The organism is Tritonibacter scottomollicae (assembly GCF_003003215.1).
Lineage (GTDB): Bacteria > Pseudomonadota > Alphaproteobacteria > Rhodobacterales > Rhodobacteraceae > Epibacterium > Epibacterium scottomollicae.
Genome location: NZ_PVUF01000001.1, coordinates 754473 through 770915, shown reverse-complemented (window position 1 = coordinate 770915; position 16443 = coordinate 754473). Strand labels below are relative to the sequence as shown.

Here is a 16443-nt window from a genome sequence, read left to right as displayed (position 1 = left end):
CCAGCATGATGCACGCGCCTTCGCCGCATCCAGACACCACAGAAACCGGGAGCCAACGCTCCCGGTTGTTCGTCTATAACGGTGGTTTTCTGACCCAGAAGCGTGTCCGGCGTATCCTTGATCTCGCCGGGTACGACATCAGCCTTGGCCTGCCCAAGGAGGGCGATCAGGTCGGCATCTGGGGCGACAGCCCCACCGCCCACCGGGGCCGCAAGATCGCCGAAGAGCATGGCGCGCCGCTGGTGCGGATCGAGGACGCCTTTTTGCGCTCGGTCTATCCGGGCCGCAGGGGCGAGCCGCCGCTGGGCCTGTTGATCGACCGCACCGGCGTGCATTTTGACCCCTCACTGTCGAGCGATCTGGTCACGCTGCTGAAAGACCACCCGCTCGATGACAGCGCCCTGATGAAACGGGCGCGGGATTGCATGGCCCGCCTGCAGGACGCCCACCTGAGCAAATACAACGCCTTTCACCCGGATGTACCGCCGCCCGAGCCCGGCTATGTGCTGGTGGTGGATCAGCTGCGCGAGGATGCCTCGGTCAGGGCCTCGATCCCCTTTCCCGGCGCCGATCAGGGGCGGTTTCAGGAAATGCTGGCGTTCGCGCAGGAGGAAAACCCCGGTGCGCGTATCCTCATCAAAACCCATCCGGAGACCTCGCAGGGCCACCGCGAGGGCTATTTCGATGCCCGCCATGCCAATGACCGGGTGGAGCTGTTCGACGCGCCCGTCTCGCCCCATCTGCTGCTGGAGGGCGCGGTGGGCGTCTACACCGTGTCGTCGCAGCTGGGGTTCGAGGCGATCCTTTCGGGGCATCGGCCGCGCATCTTTGGCCAGCCGTTCTATGCGGGCTGGGGGCTGACACAGGACGAGTTTCCCCCGCCCGGCCGGAACCGCCGCCTGACCCGCGCGCAATTGTTTGCCGCCGCAATGATCCTCTACCCCACATGGTATGATCCCCATCACGACCGGCTCTGCCCGCTGGAGCTGGTGATCGACTCGCTGGAGGCGCAGGTGCGCGCCTGGCGCGAGGATCGTGCGGGCTGGGCGGCCTCCGAGATGCGGCTGTGGAAACGTGCGCCGTTGCAGCGCTTCTTTGGTCAGCACAAGCGCATGACCTTCACCGAAAAGACCAAGACCGCAAGGAAGAGCGGCAAGAACTGGATGGTCTGGGCCAGCAAGGCCACCAAGGACCACGCTGGCGCGCATCACCTGGAGGACGGCTTTTTGCGCTCACGCGGGCTGGGGGCGGAGCTGGTGCCGCCGCTATCGCTGGTACTGGACCGGCAGGGCATCTACTACGACCCCACCCGGCAGAGTGATCTGGACGATCTGATCCGCGAGCGCGTGAGCCTGACGCCGCAGCAGGAGCGGCGAGTGGAAACACTGGTGATGCGGCTGATCAAACATGAGGTGACGAAATACAACCTCGACGGCGACCTGCCGGATCTGCCCAAGGGCCACCGGGTGCTGGTGCCCGGTCAGGTGGAGGATGACGCCTCGATCCGGCTTGGCGCGGGCAAGATCAACACCAATATGAAGCTGCTGCAAGCGGTGCGCGCGGCGCGACCCAACGCGGTGGTGATCTACAAACCGCACCCCGATGTAGAGGCGGGTCTGCGCAAGGGGCGCATCAAGTCCGCTGAGAGTTGGGCCGATGTGGTGGCCGAACAGGCCAATCCGGCGGCGCTGATCGACAGCGTGGATGAGGTCTGGACCATGACCTCGCTTCTGGGGTTCGAGGCGCTGTTGCGCCGGGTGCCGGTGACCTGCGTCGGCCTGCCGTTCTATGCGGGTTGGGGGCTGACCCGCGACCGGCTGGAAGCGCCGCACTGGCGCGATGTGCGCCCCGGCATCCTGAGCCTCGCCCATGCGGCGCTGATAGATTATCCGCGCTACTTCGACCCCCTGTCCAACCTGCCGTGCTCGCCGGAGGTTGCGGTGGATCGGTTGATCGCCGGGGATCTGCCCGCGCCGGGTGGCGTGAACCGCAGCCTGTCGAAACTGCAGGGGCTTCTGGCCTCCTTTGCGCCGCTCTGGCGCTGAGCGCAGGATGCGAGGCTCTGCCTCGCGCTCCGAGGTATTTTCAAAAAAGATGAAGAGGGCGCCGCGGGCGCTATGACGTTAGCTTTGGGGGCGGCGCCAGCGGTGCAGGATGTCAGCGCCGATAGCGCGGGTCTCCACCAGCTCAAACCTCGGGGCCTCGTCGAGGCGGCCGATGCCAAGCGCACCGATCGAGGGCAGGCCTTCGGCGCCGATGCTGAGACCGGCGGTAAAGCCGACCAGCTCGTCCACCAGATCATGCGCCAAGAGCGTCGCAGCCAGCGCGCTGCCGCCCTCGCAGAACACCCGGGTCAAACCGGCGCTGCCCAGTTGTTGCAGCAGGTCATGCGGGTCGATCTGGGTGCCAAGCGCGCTGCAGGACAGAAGCGTCGCGCCCAGTCCCTCCCAGGCGCGCAGCCGTTCCGCATCGGCACCAGTGCCATGGCAGAGGTAGAGCGGGACCTCCCTGGCGCTGCGGGCGAGTTTGCTCATCAAGGGAAGGTCAAGATGGCGCGAGACCACCACCCGGGCGGGCTGATCGTCGATGCCGAGATCGCGCACGGTGAGCGAGGGATCATCCGCCCGCGCCGTCCCGGCCCCGACCATCACCGCATCATGGCGGGCGCGCATCGCATGCACGACGCGGCGGGCCTCCGGGCCGGTGATCCATTGGCTCTGCCCCGATCCGGTGGCGATGCGCCCATCGAAGCTGGAGGCCAGCTTCAGCGTCACAAAGGGGCGGCCCTGTTCTGTCTTGAGAAAGAAGCCCTCGTGATCAAAGCCGGCCTCATCTGCGCGGATGCCACTGGTCACGGTGACGCCGGCGGCGCGCAGCATCTCAAAGCCCTGACCGCTGACCCGGGGGTCGCTATCCTCTATGGCGGCGACCACGCGGGCAATGCCCGCATCGATCAGCGCCTGGGCGCAGGGCGGCGTCTTGCCGTGGTGGGAGCAGGGTTCAAGGCTGACATAGGCAGTGGCGCCGCGCGCGCCCTCGCCCGCCTGTGCCAGAGCCATGGCTTCGGCATGGGGGCGTCCGCCGGGTTGGGTCCAGCCCCGGCCCACGACACGGCCATCCTTCACGACGACACAGCCCACCGCAGGGTTTGGCCATGTTCGGCCCTGCCCACGCCGCCCGAGCGAGAGGGCAAGTCCCATGAAACGATGGTCGCGAGTGCTCACTGGATCAGACCTTTCCCCAGGCTGTTGGCAGGCCGCGGGGCCGGGCGTTACGTCTCGGGCTGGATCGGTGGACGCAGCTCGTGGACAAAGTCCTCAAAGTCATCGGCCGCCTGGAAATTCTTGTAGACGCTTGCAAAGCGAACATAGGCCACGGTGTCGATGCGGGCCAGCGCCTCCATCACGATTTCACCGATCTTCTTGGAGCCGATATCCGTCTCGCCCATGCTCTCAAGCCGACGCACGATGCCGGAGATCATCTGGTCGATGCGCTCGGGATCAACCGGGCGTTTCTGCATCGAGATGCGGATCGAGCGTTCCAGTTTGTCGCGGTCAAAATCCTCGCGCTTGCCGTTGGTCTTGATCACCACGAGATCGCGCAGCTGCACCCGTTCATAGGTGGTGAACCGCCCGTCACAGGCCGGGCAATACCGACGCCGCCGGATCGAGACGTGATCCTCCGCCGGGCGCGAATCCTTCACTTGCGTGTCGACATTTCCGCAAAATGGGCAGCGCATCCGCCGGCTCCCTTCCCTCGAGATAAATCGTTCTAGTGCGCAGGCTTGCGCAGTTATCCACAACTATAGGGGAGCAGCTAGGGTTTGGGTAGAGGGGAAATTCAACCGCAAGACCTTGGCGCGATCCGGAGTGCGAGCGCCCTGTTTTCACGACAGATGGGCAAAGATCCGGCGGCTGTGCGGTGCATCGCGATGCTCGAACAGGTAAATGCCCTGCCAGGTGCCCAGCACCATCTGCCCCTCCGACACCGGGATCGACAGGCTGACCGGCATCATCGCCGCCTTGATGTGGGCCGGCATGTCATCCGGACCCTCGTAGGTGTGACGCAGATAGCCCATGTCGGGGTGGCTGGAGGGCGGCACCAATCGCGCGAAATAGGCCAGAAGGTCCGTTTGCACCTCCGGGTCGGCGTTTTCCTGGATCAGCAGCGAACAGGAGGTATGCCGCACAAAGAGCGTCAGCAGGCCCCGCGCAGCGCCGCTGTGCGCCACGAAGCGCTGCACATGACGGGTTACCTCATACAGCCCCTGCCCGCGCGTCGCGACCTCAAGCTCCTGTTGCTGCATCACCAGGCCAGTCTCAGAAGAACGGCAGCGGTTCGATATCGCGGCAGAAGCTGTCGCCACTGGAGACGCTGAAGTTATCGCCCGGTTTGAAGCCAAAGGTACTGATGAACGGGCGCGGGCCGCCCTCTCGCGCCACGGGGGCGAGCGTGAAGGTCACACTGTCGATGCGTCCGCTGACCGTGCTGGGCGCGCGTCCTTTGGCGACATAGATGTCCTGCGACCACCCTGCCCCAAGCGCACGGCGGGCGTATTCCGAGGCAGCACACCAGTAGGCGGCGCCCTCCGCGCCGATTTCCGGCACCACCTCAAAGCTGCCATCCTCCAGCGCGTAGATGCGGGCCATCGCGCGCGAGGAGAAGTAATCTGCTTGCGGGCCCAAGCCTTGCGGTACGCTGCACCCCGCGAGGACAGCTGTCGCGGCAATCAACGGCAGGGCGAAGACACGAGAAAGGGTGCGAGGACGAATGGGCATTGGGAATATCCTTGTAGCCGAAGCCGGTTGCCCAAAATGTAGTGTAGCTCTCCCGGAGGGACAAGCCGCAGCGCCGCACCGCGACACAAACGCGCCGAAATCAGGTCAGCGCGACTGCGGGAAGGGAATCACATCTGCGGTATGGCCGGTGCCAAGGGTCTCTTCCAGCAGGTCGAGAGCTGCCGGATTTGGCGCCTCGCCTCCGTCCGCGCGGTATTTTTCGCGCGCCTTGCGGCGCAACAGCGCGCGGGTTTCCTGCGGGCTCATCCGCTTCAGGTCCTGCTCATGGTCACGCAAAGCTGCCACGAGGAAGGAATTCACCTCCGTCATCGTGTCCAGCGCATCAAGTTTTTCATCGAGCGCCTCCACGGCGCGCGTCAATTCAGTGCTGCTACTCATGTTCACCCCCCGGTGCTTGGCGCAAGTGTATCGATTGCTCCCACGAACAGAAGTTAATTTATCGAAAGATTTAATCAATATGCAGAAGGCCGGATTGGTTAACGCGCCGCGCGCTGCTCTCCCCGCCCCGACCTGAGGCGCGCAGTCCTCACATGGCATCACATGAGGGCGCCACCAGGCGCACCCGCGCGCAAATCACCAACGAAAAAGGGCGCCCCGCGTGGGACGCCCTCAAAATCATGGCAACAGACTGTGCTTACTGATCGAGGAAGCTGCGCAGTTTGCGCGAGCGGCTCGGGTGCTTGAGCTTGCGCAGCGCCTTGGCCTCGATCTGGCGGATCCGTTCGCGGGTCACCGAGAACTGCTGGCCGACCTCTTCCAGCGTGTGGTCGGTGTTCATGCCGATGCCGAACCGCATGCGCAGAACCCGTTCCTCACGCGGCGTCAGCGACGCCAGCACGCGGGTGGTGGTTTCCTTGAGGTTTTCCTGAATGGCGCTGTCCAGCGGCAGCACGGCATTCTTGTCCTCGATGAAATCGCCAAGCTGGCTGTCTTCCTCGTCCCCGATGGGGGTTTCGAGGGAGATCGGTTCCTTGGCGATCTTCATCACCTTGCGGACCTTCTCCAGCGGCATCTGCAGCTTTTCAGCCAGCTCTTCCGGGGTCGGCTCGCGGCCGATCTCGTGCAGCATCTGACGGCCGGTGCGGACCAGCTTGTTGATCGTCTCGATCATATGCACCGGAATACGGATGGTGCGCGCCTGATCGGCGATCGAGCGGGTGATCGCCTGACGGATCCACCAGGTGGCGTAGGTCGAGAACTTGTAACCACGGCGGTATTCGAACTTGTCCACGGCCTTCATCAGGCCGATGTTGCCTTCCTGAATGAGATCAAGGAACTGCAAGCCACGGTTGGTGTATTTCTTGGCGATGGAGATCACGAGGCGCAGGTTGGCCTCGACCATTTCCTTCTTGGCCTGACGGGCCTCTTTTTCGCCCTTCTGGACCTGCTGCACGATGCGGCGGAATTCCGAGATGTCGAGACCGACATACTGGCCCACCTGCGCCATGTCGGCGCGCAGCTCTTCAACCTTGTCGGTGGAGCGTTCGATGAACATTTTCCAGCCACGGCCAGGCTTGTCGCCCATTTCCGACAACCAGTTCGGATCCAGCTCGCGGCCACGATAGGACTCGACGAATTCCTTGCGGTTGATGCGGGCCTGGTCGGCCAGCTTCACCATGGCACTGTCGATCTGCATGACGCGACGGTTGATGCCATAGAGCTGGTCGATCAGCGCCTCGATGCGGTTGTTGTGCAGGTGCAGGCCGTTCACCAGTTCGACGATCTCGGAGCGCAGCTGCTGATATTTCGCCTCGTCGCTCTGCGAGAAGGAGCCGTCCTCGTTGAGGGTGGCCGAGATCCGCAGATCCTGCATTTCCGACAACATGGCGAAATCGTTGGAGATCCGCTCCAGCGTTTCCAGCACACGATCCTTCAGCGCCGCTTCCATGGCCGCGAGGGACATGTTGGCCTGTTCGTCATCGTCGTCGTCATCGTCGTCGTTGTTGAGGATCGGGTTGCCGTCGGCATCCAGCTCCGGGCCTGAGTCCTTGTCTTTTTCCGGCTTGGCCGCACTCGCCACGGCAGAGGTATCCACCACCGGCTCGCCCACGCCGCCCTCTTCGTCCATCTGGTCGCCAAAGGTGGTTTCCAGATCGATGACGTCGCGAAGGAGAATATCCTCGGACAGAAGTTCGTCGTGCCAGATGGTGATCGCCTGGAAGGTCAGCGGGCTTTCGCACAGCCCGAGGATCATCGTGTTGCGACCAGCCTCGATGCGCTTGGCAATCGCGATCTCGCCCTCGCGGGACAGCAGCTCGACCGAGCCCATCTCGCGCAGATACATGCGCACCGGGTCATCGGTACGGTCCAGCTTCTCGGACCCGGCACCGGCCACCGCAACTTCGCGGTTGGCTTCGGTGGAGACCAGTTCGGTGGAGCCTTTATTCTCCTCCTCTTCGGCCTCTTCGTCCTCGATGATGTTGATGCCCATCTCCGACAGCATGGACATGACGTCCTCGATCTGTTCGGAGGAGACCTGATCCGGCGGCAGAACCTGGTTCAGCTGATCGTAGGTGATGTAGCCCTTCTCACGAGCTTCAGCGATCATCTTCTTGACTTGGGCCTGGCTCATGTCGAGCGAAATTTCCGGCTCCTGGTCGTCAGGCTTGCGGTCGTCGGTATCTTTGGCGGCCATTCAATGCTCCTCTAAGGGGCTGCGGGCGATTCGGCTGATGCGAATCTGTAGAGCGGTCATCTGATTCGTCACCCCGTTTACCCAATTTTTCTCCAAGCTTCTTTAGCAAAACGTCACACCGCGGCGTCGTGGCCACAGTTTACCACGCAAAATACCGGTGATTCGTCATTCTGCCGTGAAGCCGATTCGCTTGAGCAGGTCCCCGAAGGCATCGCGCTCATCCCGATTGAGCCGCGCCCCGTTTTCACCCACGTCATAAGTTGCCTTGTCCTCATTCTCGCTGCGCACAGCCCGGTTGCGGGCCTCTGCCGCCTGACGCAATCGCCAGGTCAGGGCCTCATCCGCCAAGCCATCCAGATCCTCTTCGGCCTCCGCCAGTTCGGCATTGAGCCCCGCGATGCTTTCGAGTTTTGCGAATTCTTCGGCCAGTGTCAGACTGGCCATGTCCAGATCGCCGGGTTTTCGCACGCAGGGGCTAAGTGCCACATGGCGCAGCGACAGCAGGTTTTCAAGAGCATCCGGCCCCAGAGCATAGGCAATTTCATCGCGCAGTCGCTCTGGTGCATCGATCCCGAAGCGCAGCAACAGGTCGCGCAGATGGGCGTGATCCATGTCCAGGCACTGCATGCGTTCCAGGTTGACCTCGAATTCCGGGATCACCGTCGGCGTGGTGATGGCGGTGGCCAGAATCACCGCCTCGCGCACCCGGGCGAAATCATGTTCTTCGGCGGAGGCGACAATCGAGGCGCGTGTGGTGCTGCGCGGCGCTGGCGGGGCTCCCCATGGCGCCCGCTGGCCATCGCGAAACCCGCCCTGGGCACGGGAGCGCGGCTGGTAGCCACCGGGACGCTGGCCATAGCCGGTGCCCCCCTGCCCGCCGCGACCACCGCTGTCGCGATTGCCGCGAAAGAGCTGAAAACGCAGTTCTTTCAGGTCCTCGGCATAGTGCTGGCGGATTGAGGGATCGCGGATCAGCTTGATCTTCTCGCGCAGGGATTTGTCCAGCGCTGCCTTGCGTTCCGGGCTGTCGAACACCCGACCTTCGGTCTCGCGCCGCCACAGCAGCCGCACCATCGGGATCGCCTGATCCAGCACCGCCTGCACCGCCTCGACGCCCTCGGCGCGCAACAGATCGTCCGGGTCCTTGCCTTCCGGCATGATGGCAAAGCGCAGGGATTTGCCCGCCTCCAAGAGCGGCAGCGCCATGTCGATCAGCCGCATCGCGGCGCGCAGACCGGCGGTGTCGCCATCCAGCGCAATCACCGGCTCGTCCGACATCCGCCACAACAGCTGCAGCTGATTGTCGGTCACCGCGGTGCCCAGTGGCGCCACGGAGGAGGCAAACCCGGCCTCCGCCAGCGCGATCACATCCATATAGCCCTCGGCTACGATCAGCGTGCTGCCGCGCCCAGAGGCCGCCCGCGCGGGGCCGTGGTTGTAGAGGTTGCGCCCCTTATCAAACAGCTCGGTTTCCGGCGAATTCAGGTATTTGGCGTTGTCATTGGGATCCATGGCCCGGCCGCCAAAGGCGATCGCCCGGCCCCGCGCATCGCGGATCGGAAACATGATCCGGTTGCGGAACACGTCATAGGGCCGCTTGCCCTTGTTCGAGGGTTTGGCCAGCCCCGCGCCCAGGATCAGATCGTCGGCGACATCCTTGCCCTTGAGCGCATCCCAGAGGTTCTGCCAGCCATCCGGGGCAAAGCCGATCTCCCAGCGGTCCAGTGCAGCCTGGTCGAGCCCACGGCGTGCCAGATAGGCGCGCGCCTCGCTGGCGCCTTGGGTCTTCAGCTGCAGGCGGAAGTAGTTCACCGCCTGCTCCATCACCTCGGCCAATTGGGTGCGGCGGTCCTGTTTCTCGGCCGCCTTCGGGTCGCGCTTGGGCATTTCCAGCCCGGCCTCGCCCGCGAGGATCTCCACTGCCTCCATGAAGGAGACATTCTCTGTCTCCTGCACGAACTTCAGCGCATCGCCCTTGGCGTGACAGCCAAAGCAGTAGTAGAACCCCTTGCGGTCATCCACATGAAAAGACGCGGTTTTTTCATGGTGAAAGGGACAAGGGGACCACAGGTCGCCCTTGCCCGGCTGGCTCTTGCGCTGGTCCCACATGACCTTGCGTCCGACCACGTCAGACAGGCTGACGCGGGTGCGCAATTCATCCAGGAATCCGGGCGGCAACGACATTCACATCTCTCCAGTCAAGGGGCGCATCAGGTGCTGGTTCAGCTACCGGAGAGGTTCTTTTTCATTTCCTGGATCTGATCCCAGTTTTCCACACATTGGGTCTCGAAGATCTCGCCCAGGTCGATGTTCTTCAGGTCGCGACGCTTCATCTGGTAGACGTGTTGCGTCAGCTGAGGGATGGCGTTGGAGAAGTTCTCCGGCCACTCCGGTTCGGCGGCGCGGATGGTCTCTTCGACCTTGCCCTCGGGCACCCGGTCCAGACGCGCGGCTTGCACGGCGGCCATCACCTGCCCCTGATATTTGCAGCTTTCCTCCTTGCCGAGGTCTGCGGCAGAGAACGCGGGGGTGGCGAAGAGGGGCGCGGCCACAAGTGCGGCTGCGAAGATGTTGCGGATCATGGATCAGCTCCGGAATCAGTTTCGTGATCCCTGTCAATCTAGCCCCGTGCTGCCACGGCTTCCATGGCTCTTTTCAGATCGTGAACAAGCGTCGCCGAAAAAGAGCGGAACACCATGATTTGCAAGGCTTTTGGCCCGACCCGCGTGATAGACGCCATCATGTGTTTCAGCTCCGTGCGCGCGGTGTGGCCGCGTTTGAACACCTGTGGCCGCAGATCAATGGGCACCAGACGGGCCATCACCTCCTCGGCGCGCGCGCCCTCCAGCCGCACCACCGCCCAGCCATCGCTGAGGTCGGTGAGCGCTGCATGCGCCGCCAGTTCGGGATCGGCCACGGGGCCGACCAGCAGCGCCTGCGCCCGGCCAAACCAGATCGCGCGGGCATCCGCCTTTCCAGTGGCGCGGTTGGGCGCGGGAAACCCCATGCCATGCGCGGCGTTCAACGCATCGCTCAGCGGTTTTTCCTGCCCCTTGTAGGGCGCGATCAGGGTCATGGCGGCGGGGGTGTCCTCTGTGAGGGTCACGTCACCAATGGTCAGCGGCAGCAGCCCCGCGCAGGGGAACTGTGCGGCAAGTTGCATCTCAGTCTCAGCCACGAACGCGCCCTCCCTCAGGGTCAAAGAACACAGGGTTCACCACTTCGCACAGGGTGTCGATGCCCCGCGTGTGATCCACCAGCCGGATGGTATCGCCCATCCGGTCCGGCCCGCCCGACAGCATCGCCAGCCCGATCATATGTCCCAGCGTCGGCGAGAACCCCACCGAGGTCACATAGCCAAGGTCATTGACCCGCTCCACCGTGGCATCGGGGTCAAACAGATGCGCCCCGGCGCTGAGCACCTGCATCGCGCCTACGGGTTTGAGGCCCACAAGCCGCATCCGGTCGTCATCCATCAGCCCGTCCCGTTCCGACAAAGCCTTGCCCCAGCAGGATTTCTTTTTCGAGACCAGCCCCTGCATGCCGAGGTCAAAGGCAGTGACAGTGCCGTTGATCTCCGCATGCGTGATAAAGCCCTTCTCGATCCGAAGCACATTCAGCGCCTCCATCCCGTATGGACCACCGCCGAAGGGGTCAGCCCGCTCCAGCAGCAGGCGATAGAGTGCGTCGCCATAGCGCGCGGGCACCGCGATCTCATAGGCGTGCTCGCCCGAGAACGAGATCCGGAACAGCCGCCCGGCTACGCCCGACACGGTGATCGCCCCGCAGGCCATGAAGGGGAAGGTCTCGCCATTGACGTCCTCGTCCACCAGCGCGTCGATCAGATCGCGCGCCTTGGGACCAGCCACCGAGAACTGCGCCCATTGATCGGTCACAGAGGTGAAGCGCACATCAAGGTCCGGGCGCACCACCTGCGTGAGGTACTCCAGATGCGCCATCACCTGCCCCGCCGCCGCGGTGGTGGTGGTCATCACATAGTGGTTTTCCCCCAGCCGTGCGGTGGTGCCGTCATCCATGACAAAGCCGTCCTCGCGCAGCATCAGACCATAGCGCACGCGCCCCAGCTTCAGCGTGGAGAACAGATTGGTATAGGCGAGATCCAGCAGCTGTGCCGCATCCGGTCCCTGAATGTCGATCTTGCCCAGCGTCGAGACATCGCAGACACCCACGGCCTTGCGCACCATGGTGACCTCGCGGTCGCAGGATTGCCGCCAGGTGCTCTCGCCGTCTTTGGCGAAATAACTGGCGCGATACCACAGGCCGACCTCGATATTGGCGGCGCCACGCTGCAGCGATGCCTTGTGCGAGGTCAGATAGCGTTGCGGCTTGAAGCCCTGATCCTCGGCCCCTGCCCCCATCGCGGCAATGGACGTGGGCACGAAGGGCGGGCGGAAAGTGGTGACGCCGGTCTCCGCAATGCTGCGCCCGGTGGCATCCGCCAGCACCGCCAAGGCGGCCACGTTGGAGTTCTTGCCCTGATCGGTGGCCATGCCTTGGGTGGTGTAGCGCTTCATATGTTCGACCGAGCGGAAGTTCTCCCGCGCCGCCTGCGCCACATCCTTGACGGTGACGTCGTTTTGGAAATCCAGCCACGCCCGCCCCTTGCCCGGCACCGCCCACAAGGGGCTGATCCGGTAGGGCGCGTCGCTGGCCACTGGCAAAGGCGGAGCGTCAACCGATGTGCCCATGCCGGCCAACGCGGTGACGGCGGCCTGCGCGCCATCCTGCAAGGCACCATGGGTGGAAAACACCCCATTGGCGGCCCCTGCGACCACCATGCCCGGCACCGCATCCGGTTTTGGCAGGAAGGCCGCCAGCTCCCGGTTCCACTCCGGGCGCGCGCCCATGTGGCAGGTCAGATGCACCGAGGGGTTCCAGCCGCCAGAAACGGCCAGACAATCGGTTTGCAGCTTTTCCTCGCCATTGACGCTGCGGATGGTGACGCTCTCCAGCCGCTGCCGCCCGGCGCTGTCGCAAATCATCGCGCCCTTGATAACGGGGAATTCGCCACTGTCGGGCGCGTCATGGCGGCTGTCGATCACGGCGGTGACATGCACGCCCTCCGCCACCAGATCCCGCGCGGTGCGGTGGGCGTCATCGTTATTGGCAAAGACGGTGATCCGCGCGCCCGGGGCCACCCCCCAGCGATTGAGATAGGCCCGCACCGCCCCCGCCATCATGATGCCGGGGCGGTCGTTGTTGCGAAAGGCGATGGGGCGCTCAATGGCCCCCGCCGCCAGCACCGAGGCTTTGGCAGCGACGCGCCAGAAACACTCGCGCGGGCGATGCGCGGTCTTGAGCGACTGGCTCGGCGGCAGGTGGTGCGAGACCCGCTCCAGCGCCGAATAGGTGCCCTGGTCATAGACGCCGGTGACCGCGGTGCGCGGCATCAGGCGCACGTTGTCCATAGCCTCCAGCTCCGCCAGCCCCTCTGCCACCCAGACATGCGCGGGCTTGCCGTCGATCTCCTCAACCTCGGCCAGAAGGCGCCCGCCCATGCGGCTGTCGTCCTCAGCGAGGATCACATCAGTCCCCGCACGCCCCGCCGTCAGTGCCGCCATCAGCCCGGCCGGGCCAGACCCGATCACCAGCAGGTCACAAAAGGCAAAGGCCTTCTCGTAAGGGTCCTTGTTGGCCGCCCCGGACAAGGCCCCAAGCCCCGCCGCACGGCGAATGATCGGCTCGTAGAGCTTCTCCCACAGGGGAGCGGGCCACATGAAGGTCTTGTAATAAAACCCCGCCCCCAAAAAGGGCGCGGCCAGATCGTTCACCGCCATCACATCGCGCTCGACCGAGGGCCAGCAGTTCTGGCTCTGCGCCGCCAGCCCCTCGAACAGCTCCTGCTGGGTGGCGCGAATATTGGGATCTCGCGCCGCGCCCTTGCCGGTGCTGACCAGCGCGTTGGGCTCCTCAGACCCTGCGGTCAGGATGCCACGCGGACGGTGATATTTAAACGACCGCCCCACCAGATGCACATCATTGGCCAAGAGGGCCGAGGCCAGCGTGTCGCCTTCCAGCCCCATGTAATCCTTGCCATTAAACGAAAAATTGACGGTCCGATTGTGCGAGACCAGCCCCTTGCCGGAAATCCTCATGGCTGGCCCTCCTTGATGGCAAGGCCCGCGTCTTGCGCCAGCGCCACGCCCAGCATCTCATGGGTGGCGGTGTTGCGCGTGACCTTCAGCCAGGCCCCGCAGCCCATGTCATGCTGCCACAACTCCTCCAATGGCCCGGCCGGGTTGTCGCGCAGATGCACATGCGCGTCCCATTCCGCCACCCCAGCCTCCAAAGCAGGCACCGGCAAGGCTGCGCCCTTGTAGGTGAATTCGCGCCGATCGCGCGCGCCGCACAGCGGACAGGTGATCCTCATGACAACCGCCCCTTCATCTTTTCAAAAACACCTCCGCCGGAGGCTCCCAAGCTGCGCGACAAGCGCTTAGTGCAGATTATGTTGCGCACCGGTGCCCTCCTCATCCATCAGACCATAGCCGCTGCGGAACCGGTCCAGCTTGAACCGCGTGGCCGCCGCATGCGGGCGGTCGGTGGCGATCAAATGCGCAAAGCAATCCCCCGAGGCCGGCGTCGCCTTGAAACCGCCGTAACACCAGCCCGCATTGAGATAGAGCCCCTCGATGGGCGTGTGGTCGATAATGGGCGATCCATCCGGCGTCATGTCCATGATGCCGCCCCAGCTGCGCAGCAGCCGCGCCTTGGTGACGGCGGGCACCATGGCCGCAATCGCCTCCATCGTGTATTCCTGCATCGGCAGGTTGCCCCGCGCCGCATAAGAACTGTAGAAATCCAGATAGCTGCCAAACACCAGCCCGCCCTTGTCGGACTGGCTGATGTAGAGATGCCCCTCGGCGAAGGTGATCACATGGTCGATCACCGGCTTCAGCCCCTCGGTGACAAAGGCCTGCAGCACATGGCTCTCGATGGGCAGGGTCAGCCCCGCCATCGCCGCCACCTGGCTCGACCGGCCCGCCGCCGCCAGCGCCACCTTTTTGGCCCGGATCGGTCCGCGCGCGGTCTGCACGCCCACCACCTTGCCGCCCTCGACATCGATGCCAGTCACTTCGCAGTTCTGGATCAGATCAACGCCGAACTGGTCCGCCCCGCGCGCAAACCCCCAGGCCACCGCATCATGGCGCGCGGTCCCTGCCCGGCGCTGCAACAGCGCGCCCATGATCGGAAAACGATTGTTGTCGTAGTTGAGGAAAGGCACCAGCGTCTTCAGCTGATCACGATAGAGGATCTCCGCATCGTCGCCCTGATTGATGATGGAATTGGCACGGCGCACCGCGGCGTCACGCTGGCCGTCGTTATGGAACACATTGAGAATGCCGCGCTGGGACATCATGGCGTTATAGTTGAGGTCCTGCTCCATCCCTTCCCAGAGCTTCAGTGAATGGGAATAGAACTCCGAATTGCCCGGCAGGTAGTAGTTGGCCCGCACGATGGTGGTGTTGCGCCCGACGTTGCCACCGCCGAGGTAGCCCTTTTCCAGCACCGCGATATTGCGCAGGCCGTGTTCCTTGGCGAGGTAATAGGCGGTGGCCAGCCCGTGACCGCCGCCGCCCACGATAACCACATCATAGTCGCGCTTCGGTTCCGGGTCGCGCCAATGCGGGGTCCAGCCCTTGTTGCCGGTCAGCCCTTCCTTCAGCACCCGCCAGCCCGAAAATCGATCCGAAATCCCCATGGCCCACTCCCAAACGGTGTTTCACGCCGCACCACGCCCGATGGCACGCCCTGTCGCCCTAGTGCTAGCGGGTTTGCGCGCCCGGTCATAGCCCCGCCTCCAGCACCGCGGCAGTCTCTTGCGCAGATGGCCACGAACTGGGCACTTATGTCCAGTGCAATTTCAGAGCAAAGCCATCGCACCCCTGCAGACGCTGGCAATACAAAAGGGCGCGACACTCGAAAGTGCCGCGCCACGCGTCAGGTGAAAATGAAGCCGTGCCTGCAAGGCCAAGGCACAGCAGGGATGCCACATAGCATCAGCGTGTTACCCATTCCCAGCGGTCAGATCCTGCGCCAGCATCAGCGCATTGCCATCAGGGTCGTAGAAGGTCGCGGTCTTGACCATGCCCTCGACGACATCCGTCTCGCCATCAAATGTCACCTCGGCCTGTTCCAGCTTCTGCCGCGCCGCGTCCAGATCCGCGATCCCGAAGACCGGCACACAGTTGCCGGGAGCGGGCTTGGTGTGCTCGCCAAACCCGATGACAACACCGGGCGTGTTTGTCCGGATCTCGGACCAGCCCGCGTCATCGGCATGATAGAGCAGCTCGAACCCAAGCATGCTTTGGTACCATTTGGCGCTGGCATGACGGTCGGTGACGGACATGGCGAGGGTGATGGTCTGATCGACGGAAATGAGTGACATGGGCTTTCCTTATGATTCAAAATATACTAACTATACTTTATGGACATTAAACTGTTTGTCAACATCACCTCACGGGCCTGGGCACTGCCGATATTGTCGAGCCTGCATTCGGGTGTCGCCGGGCGGCAAGCGCCGCTGCTGGCTGCCACTGGCGCCAGCAGGACTGCCTTCGCGCAGAGCATGGATCATCTGATCGACCTGGGGCTGCTGGAGCGAAACCCGGGCCACGGTCATCCGCTGCGTCCGGAATTCCGGCTGACACCTCTGGGAAAGACGGTCGCGGCCCTTGCCGATAGAATCCGCGATGTTGCAACAGAGGAAGACTGGCCCCTGCTGCGCCGGTCATGGACGTTGCCGGTTCTGACATCGCTGCACCGGCCGAGCCATTTCACGGAGATCAAGCAACAGTTGCCGACGATTACAGATCGGGCGCTGTCGCAGTCGTTGAAATCAATGGAAGCCCGGGACTGGGTCTGCCGCAGCGTCGATAGCGTCGCCCGCCCGCCAAGATCCATCTACAGCGCGGTGAACACTGGTGGCCGGATCAGTCAGGTCATCGCGCCCGACGTGGTTTTTGCTTAGCCGAGCGAGCCCGAGCT

General features: G+C 63.8%; 15 protein-coding genes. 2 read left to right on the top strand and 13 right to left on the bottom strand.

Translation table 11 applies throughout. From position 1 onward, the window contains the following. Positions 1–5: 5 nt before the first annotated feature. Positions 6–2045 (top strand): capsular polysaccharide biosynthesis protein, encoded by a 2040-nt coding sequence (locus tag CLV89_RS03650; RefSeq protein WP_106162241.1) that lies wholly within the window; start codon positions 6–8, stop codon positions 2043–2045. 78 nt (positions 2046–2123) lie between these two features. On the opposite strand, the gene ribD is transcribed toward CLV89_RS03650, so the two are convergent. From ribD to CLV89_RS03585, 13 genes are all read right to left on the bottom strand, one after another. After that, complete coding sequence (gene ribD, locus CLV89_RS03645) at positions 2124–3224, bottom strand: bifunctional diaminohydroxyphosphoribosylaminopyrimidine deaminase/5-amino-6-(5-phosphoribosylamino)uracil reductase RibD (RefSeq protein ID WP_279327842.1); 1101 nt, start codon at positions 3222–3224, stop codon at positions 2124–2126. Positions 3225–3271: 47 nt separating this feature from the next. Beyond that, a complete protein-coding gene (gene nrdR / locus CLV89_RS03640) occupies positions 3272–3739 on the bottom strand; it encodes a transcriptional regulator NrdR (RefSeq protein WP_106162239.1) in 468 nt (155 codons plus the stop codon). Between the two features lie 147 nt (positions 3740–3886). Further along, on the bottom strand, positions 3887–4306 hold the full coding sequence (locus CLV89_RS03635; RefSeq protein ID WP_106162238.1) for a secondary thiamine-phosphate synthase enzyme YjbQ: 420 nt from the start codon (positions 4304–4306) through the stop codon (positions 3887–3889). A 13-nt stretch (positions 4307–4319) separates the two neighbouring features. Further along, a complete protein-coding gene (locus CLV89_RS03630) occupies positions 4320–4778 on the bottom strand; it encodes a hypothetical protein (protein WP_106162237.1) in 459 nt (152 codons plus the stop codon). 105 nt (positions 4779–4883) lie between these two features. Next, positions 4884–5177 (bottom strand): hypothetical protein, encoded by a 294-nt coding sequence (locus CLV89_RS03625; RefSeq protein ID WP_243394920.1) that lies wholly within the window; start codon positions 5175–5177, stop codon positions 4884–4886. Between the two features lie 256 nt (positions 5178–5433). Next, positions 5434–7434: an RNA polymerase sigma factor RpoD gene (rpoD, locus tag CLV89_RS03620; protein WP_106162235.1), complete on the bottom strand. Its 2001-nt coding sequence runs from the start codon at positions 7432–7434 to the stop codon at positions 5434–5436. A gap of 165 nt (positions 7435–7599) precedes the next feature. Then, positions 7600–9618 carry a DNA primase gene (gene dnaG, locus CLV89_RS03615; RefSeq protein WP_106162234.1) on the bottom strand — a complete coding sequence of 673 codons (2019 nt, stop codon included), beginning with the start codon at positions 9616–9618 and terminating at the stop codon, positions 7600–7602. Between the two features lie 38 nt (positions 9619–9656). Beyond that, positions 9657–10016 (bottom strand): hypothetical protein, encoded by a 360-nt coding sequence (locus CLV89_RS03610; protein ID WP_106162233.1) that lies wholly within the window; start codon positions 10014–10016, stop codon positions 9657–9659. A gap of 38 nt (positions 10017–10054) precedes the next feature. Continuing rightward, positions 10055–10612, bottom strand: a complete 558-nt coding sequence (locus CLV89_RS03605) for a sarcosine oxidase subunit gamma (RefSeq protein ID WP_243394919.1) — start codon at positions 10610–10612, stop codon at positions 10055–10057. Further along, positions 10605–13550, bottom strand: a complete 2946-nt coding sequence (locus tag CLV89_RS03600) for a sarcosine oxidase subunit alpha family protein (RefSeq protein ID WP_106162231.1) — start codon at positions 13548–13550, stop codon at positions 10605–10607. The genes CLV89_RS03605 and CLV89_RS03600 overlap by 8 nt, the downstream gene beginning before the upstream one ends. Beyond that, on the bottom strand, positions 13547–13825 hold the full coding sequence (locus CLV89_RS03595) for a sarcosine oxidase subunit delta (RefSeq protein WP_106162230.1): 279 nt from the start codon (positions 13823–13825) through the stop codon (positions 13547–13549). Before CLV89_RS03595 ends, CLV89_RS03600 begins: the two co-directional genes overlap by 4 nt. 66 nt (positions 13826–13891) lie before the next feature. Then, a complete protein-coding gene (locus tag CLV89_RS03590) occupies positions 13892–15157 on the bottom strand; it encodes a sarcosine oxidase subunit beta family protein (RefSeq protein WP_106162229.1) in 1266 nt (421 codons plus the stop codon). A 306-nt stretch (positions 15158–15463) separates the two neighbouring features. Then, a complete protein-coding gene (locus tag CLV89_RS03585) occupies positions 15464–15844 on the bottom strand; it encodes a VOC family protein (RefSeq protein WP_106162228.1) in 381 nt (126 codons plus the stop codon). A 39-nt stretch (positions 15845–15883) separates the two neighbouring features. Between CLV89_RS03585 and CLV89_RS03580 the strand changes: the two genes are divergently transcribed. Continuing rightward, entirely contained in the window at positions 15884–16426 is a 543-nt protein-coding gene (locus tag CLV89_RS03580) for a winged helix-turn-helix transcriptional regulator (RefSeq protein ID WP_106162227.1), read from the top strand. The last annotated feature ends 17 nt before the right edge of the window (positions 16427–16443 follow it).

Coding starts and splice junctions, on each gene's coding strand:
- CLV89_RS03650 (WP_106162241.1), top strand. CDS start 6: ATGATGCACGCGCCTTCGCCGCATCCAGACACCACAGAAACCGGGAGC.
- nrdR (WP_106162239.1), bottom strand. CDS start 3,739: ATGCGCTGCCCATTTTGCGGAAATGTCGACACGCAAGTGAAGGATTCG.
- CLV89_RS03635 (WP_106162238.1), bottom strand. CDS start 4,306: ATGCAGCAACAGGAGCTTGAGGTCGCGACGCGCGGGCAGGGGCTGTAT.
- CLV89_RS03630 (WP_106162237.1), bottom strand. CDS start 4,778: ATGCCCATTCGTCCTCGCACCCTTTCTCGTGTCTTCGCCCTGCCGTTG.
- CLV89_RS03625 (WP_243394920.1), bottom strand. CDS start 5,177: ATGAGTAGCAGCACTGAATTGACGCGCGCCGTGGAGGCGCTCGATGAA.
- rpoD (WP_106162235.1), bottom strand. CDS start 7,434: ATGGCCGCCAAAGATACCGACGACCGCAAGCCTGACGACCAGGAGCCG.
- dnaG (WP_106162234.1), bottom strand. CDS start 9,618: ATGTCGTTGCCGCCCGGATTCCTGGATGAATTGCGCACCCGCGTCAGC.
- CLV89_RS03610 (WP_106162233.1), bottom strand. CDS start 10,016: ATGATCCGCAACATCTTCGCAGCCGCACTTGTGGCCGCGCCCCTCTTC.
- CLV89_RS03600 (WP_106162231.1), bottom strand. CDS start 13,550: ATGAGGATTTCCGGCAAGGGGCTGGTCTCGCACAATCGGACCGTCAAT.
- CLV89_RS03595 (WP_106162230.1), bottom strand. CDS start 13,825: ATGAGGATCACCTGTCCGCTGTGCGGCGCGCGCGATCGGCGCGAATTC.
- CLV89_RS03590 (WP_106162229.1), bottom strand. CDS start 15,157: ATGGGGATTTCGGATCGATTTTCGGGCTGGCGGGTGCTGAAGGAAGGG.
- CLV89_RS03585 (WP_106162228.1), bottom strand. CDS start 15,844: ATGTCACTCATTTCCGTCGATCAGACCATCACCCTCGCCATGTCCGTC.
- CLV89_RS03580 (WP_106162227.1), top strand. CDS start 15,884: ATGGACATTAAACTGTTTGTCAACATCACCTCACGGGCCTGGGCACTG.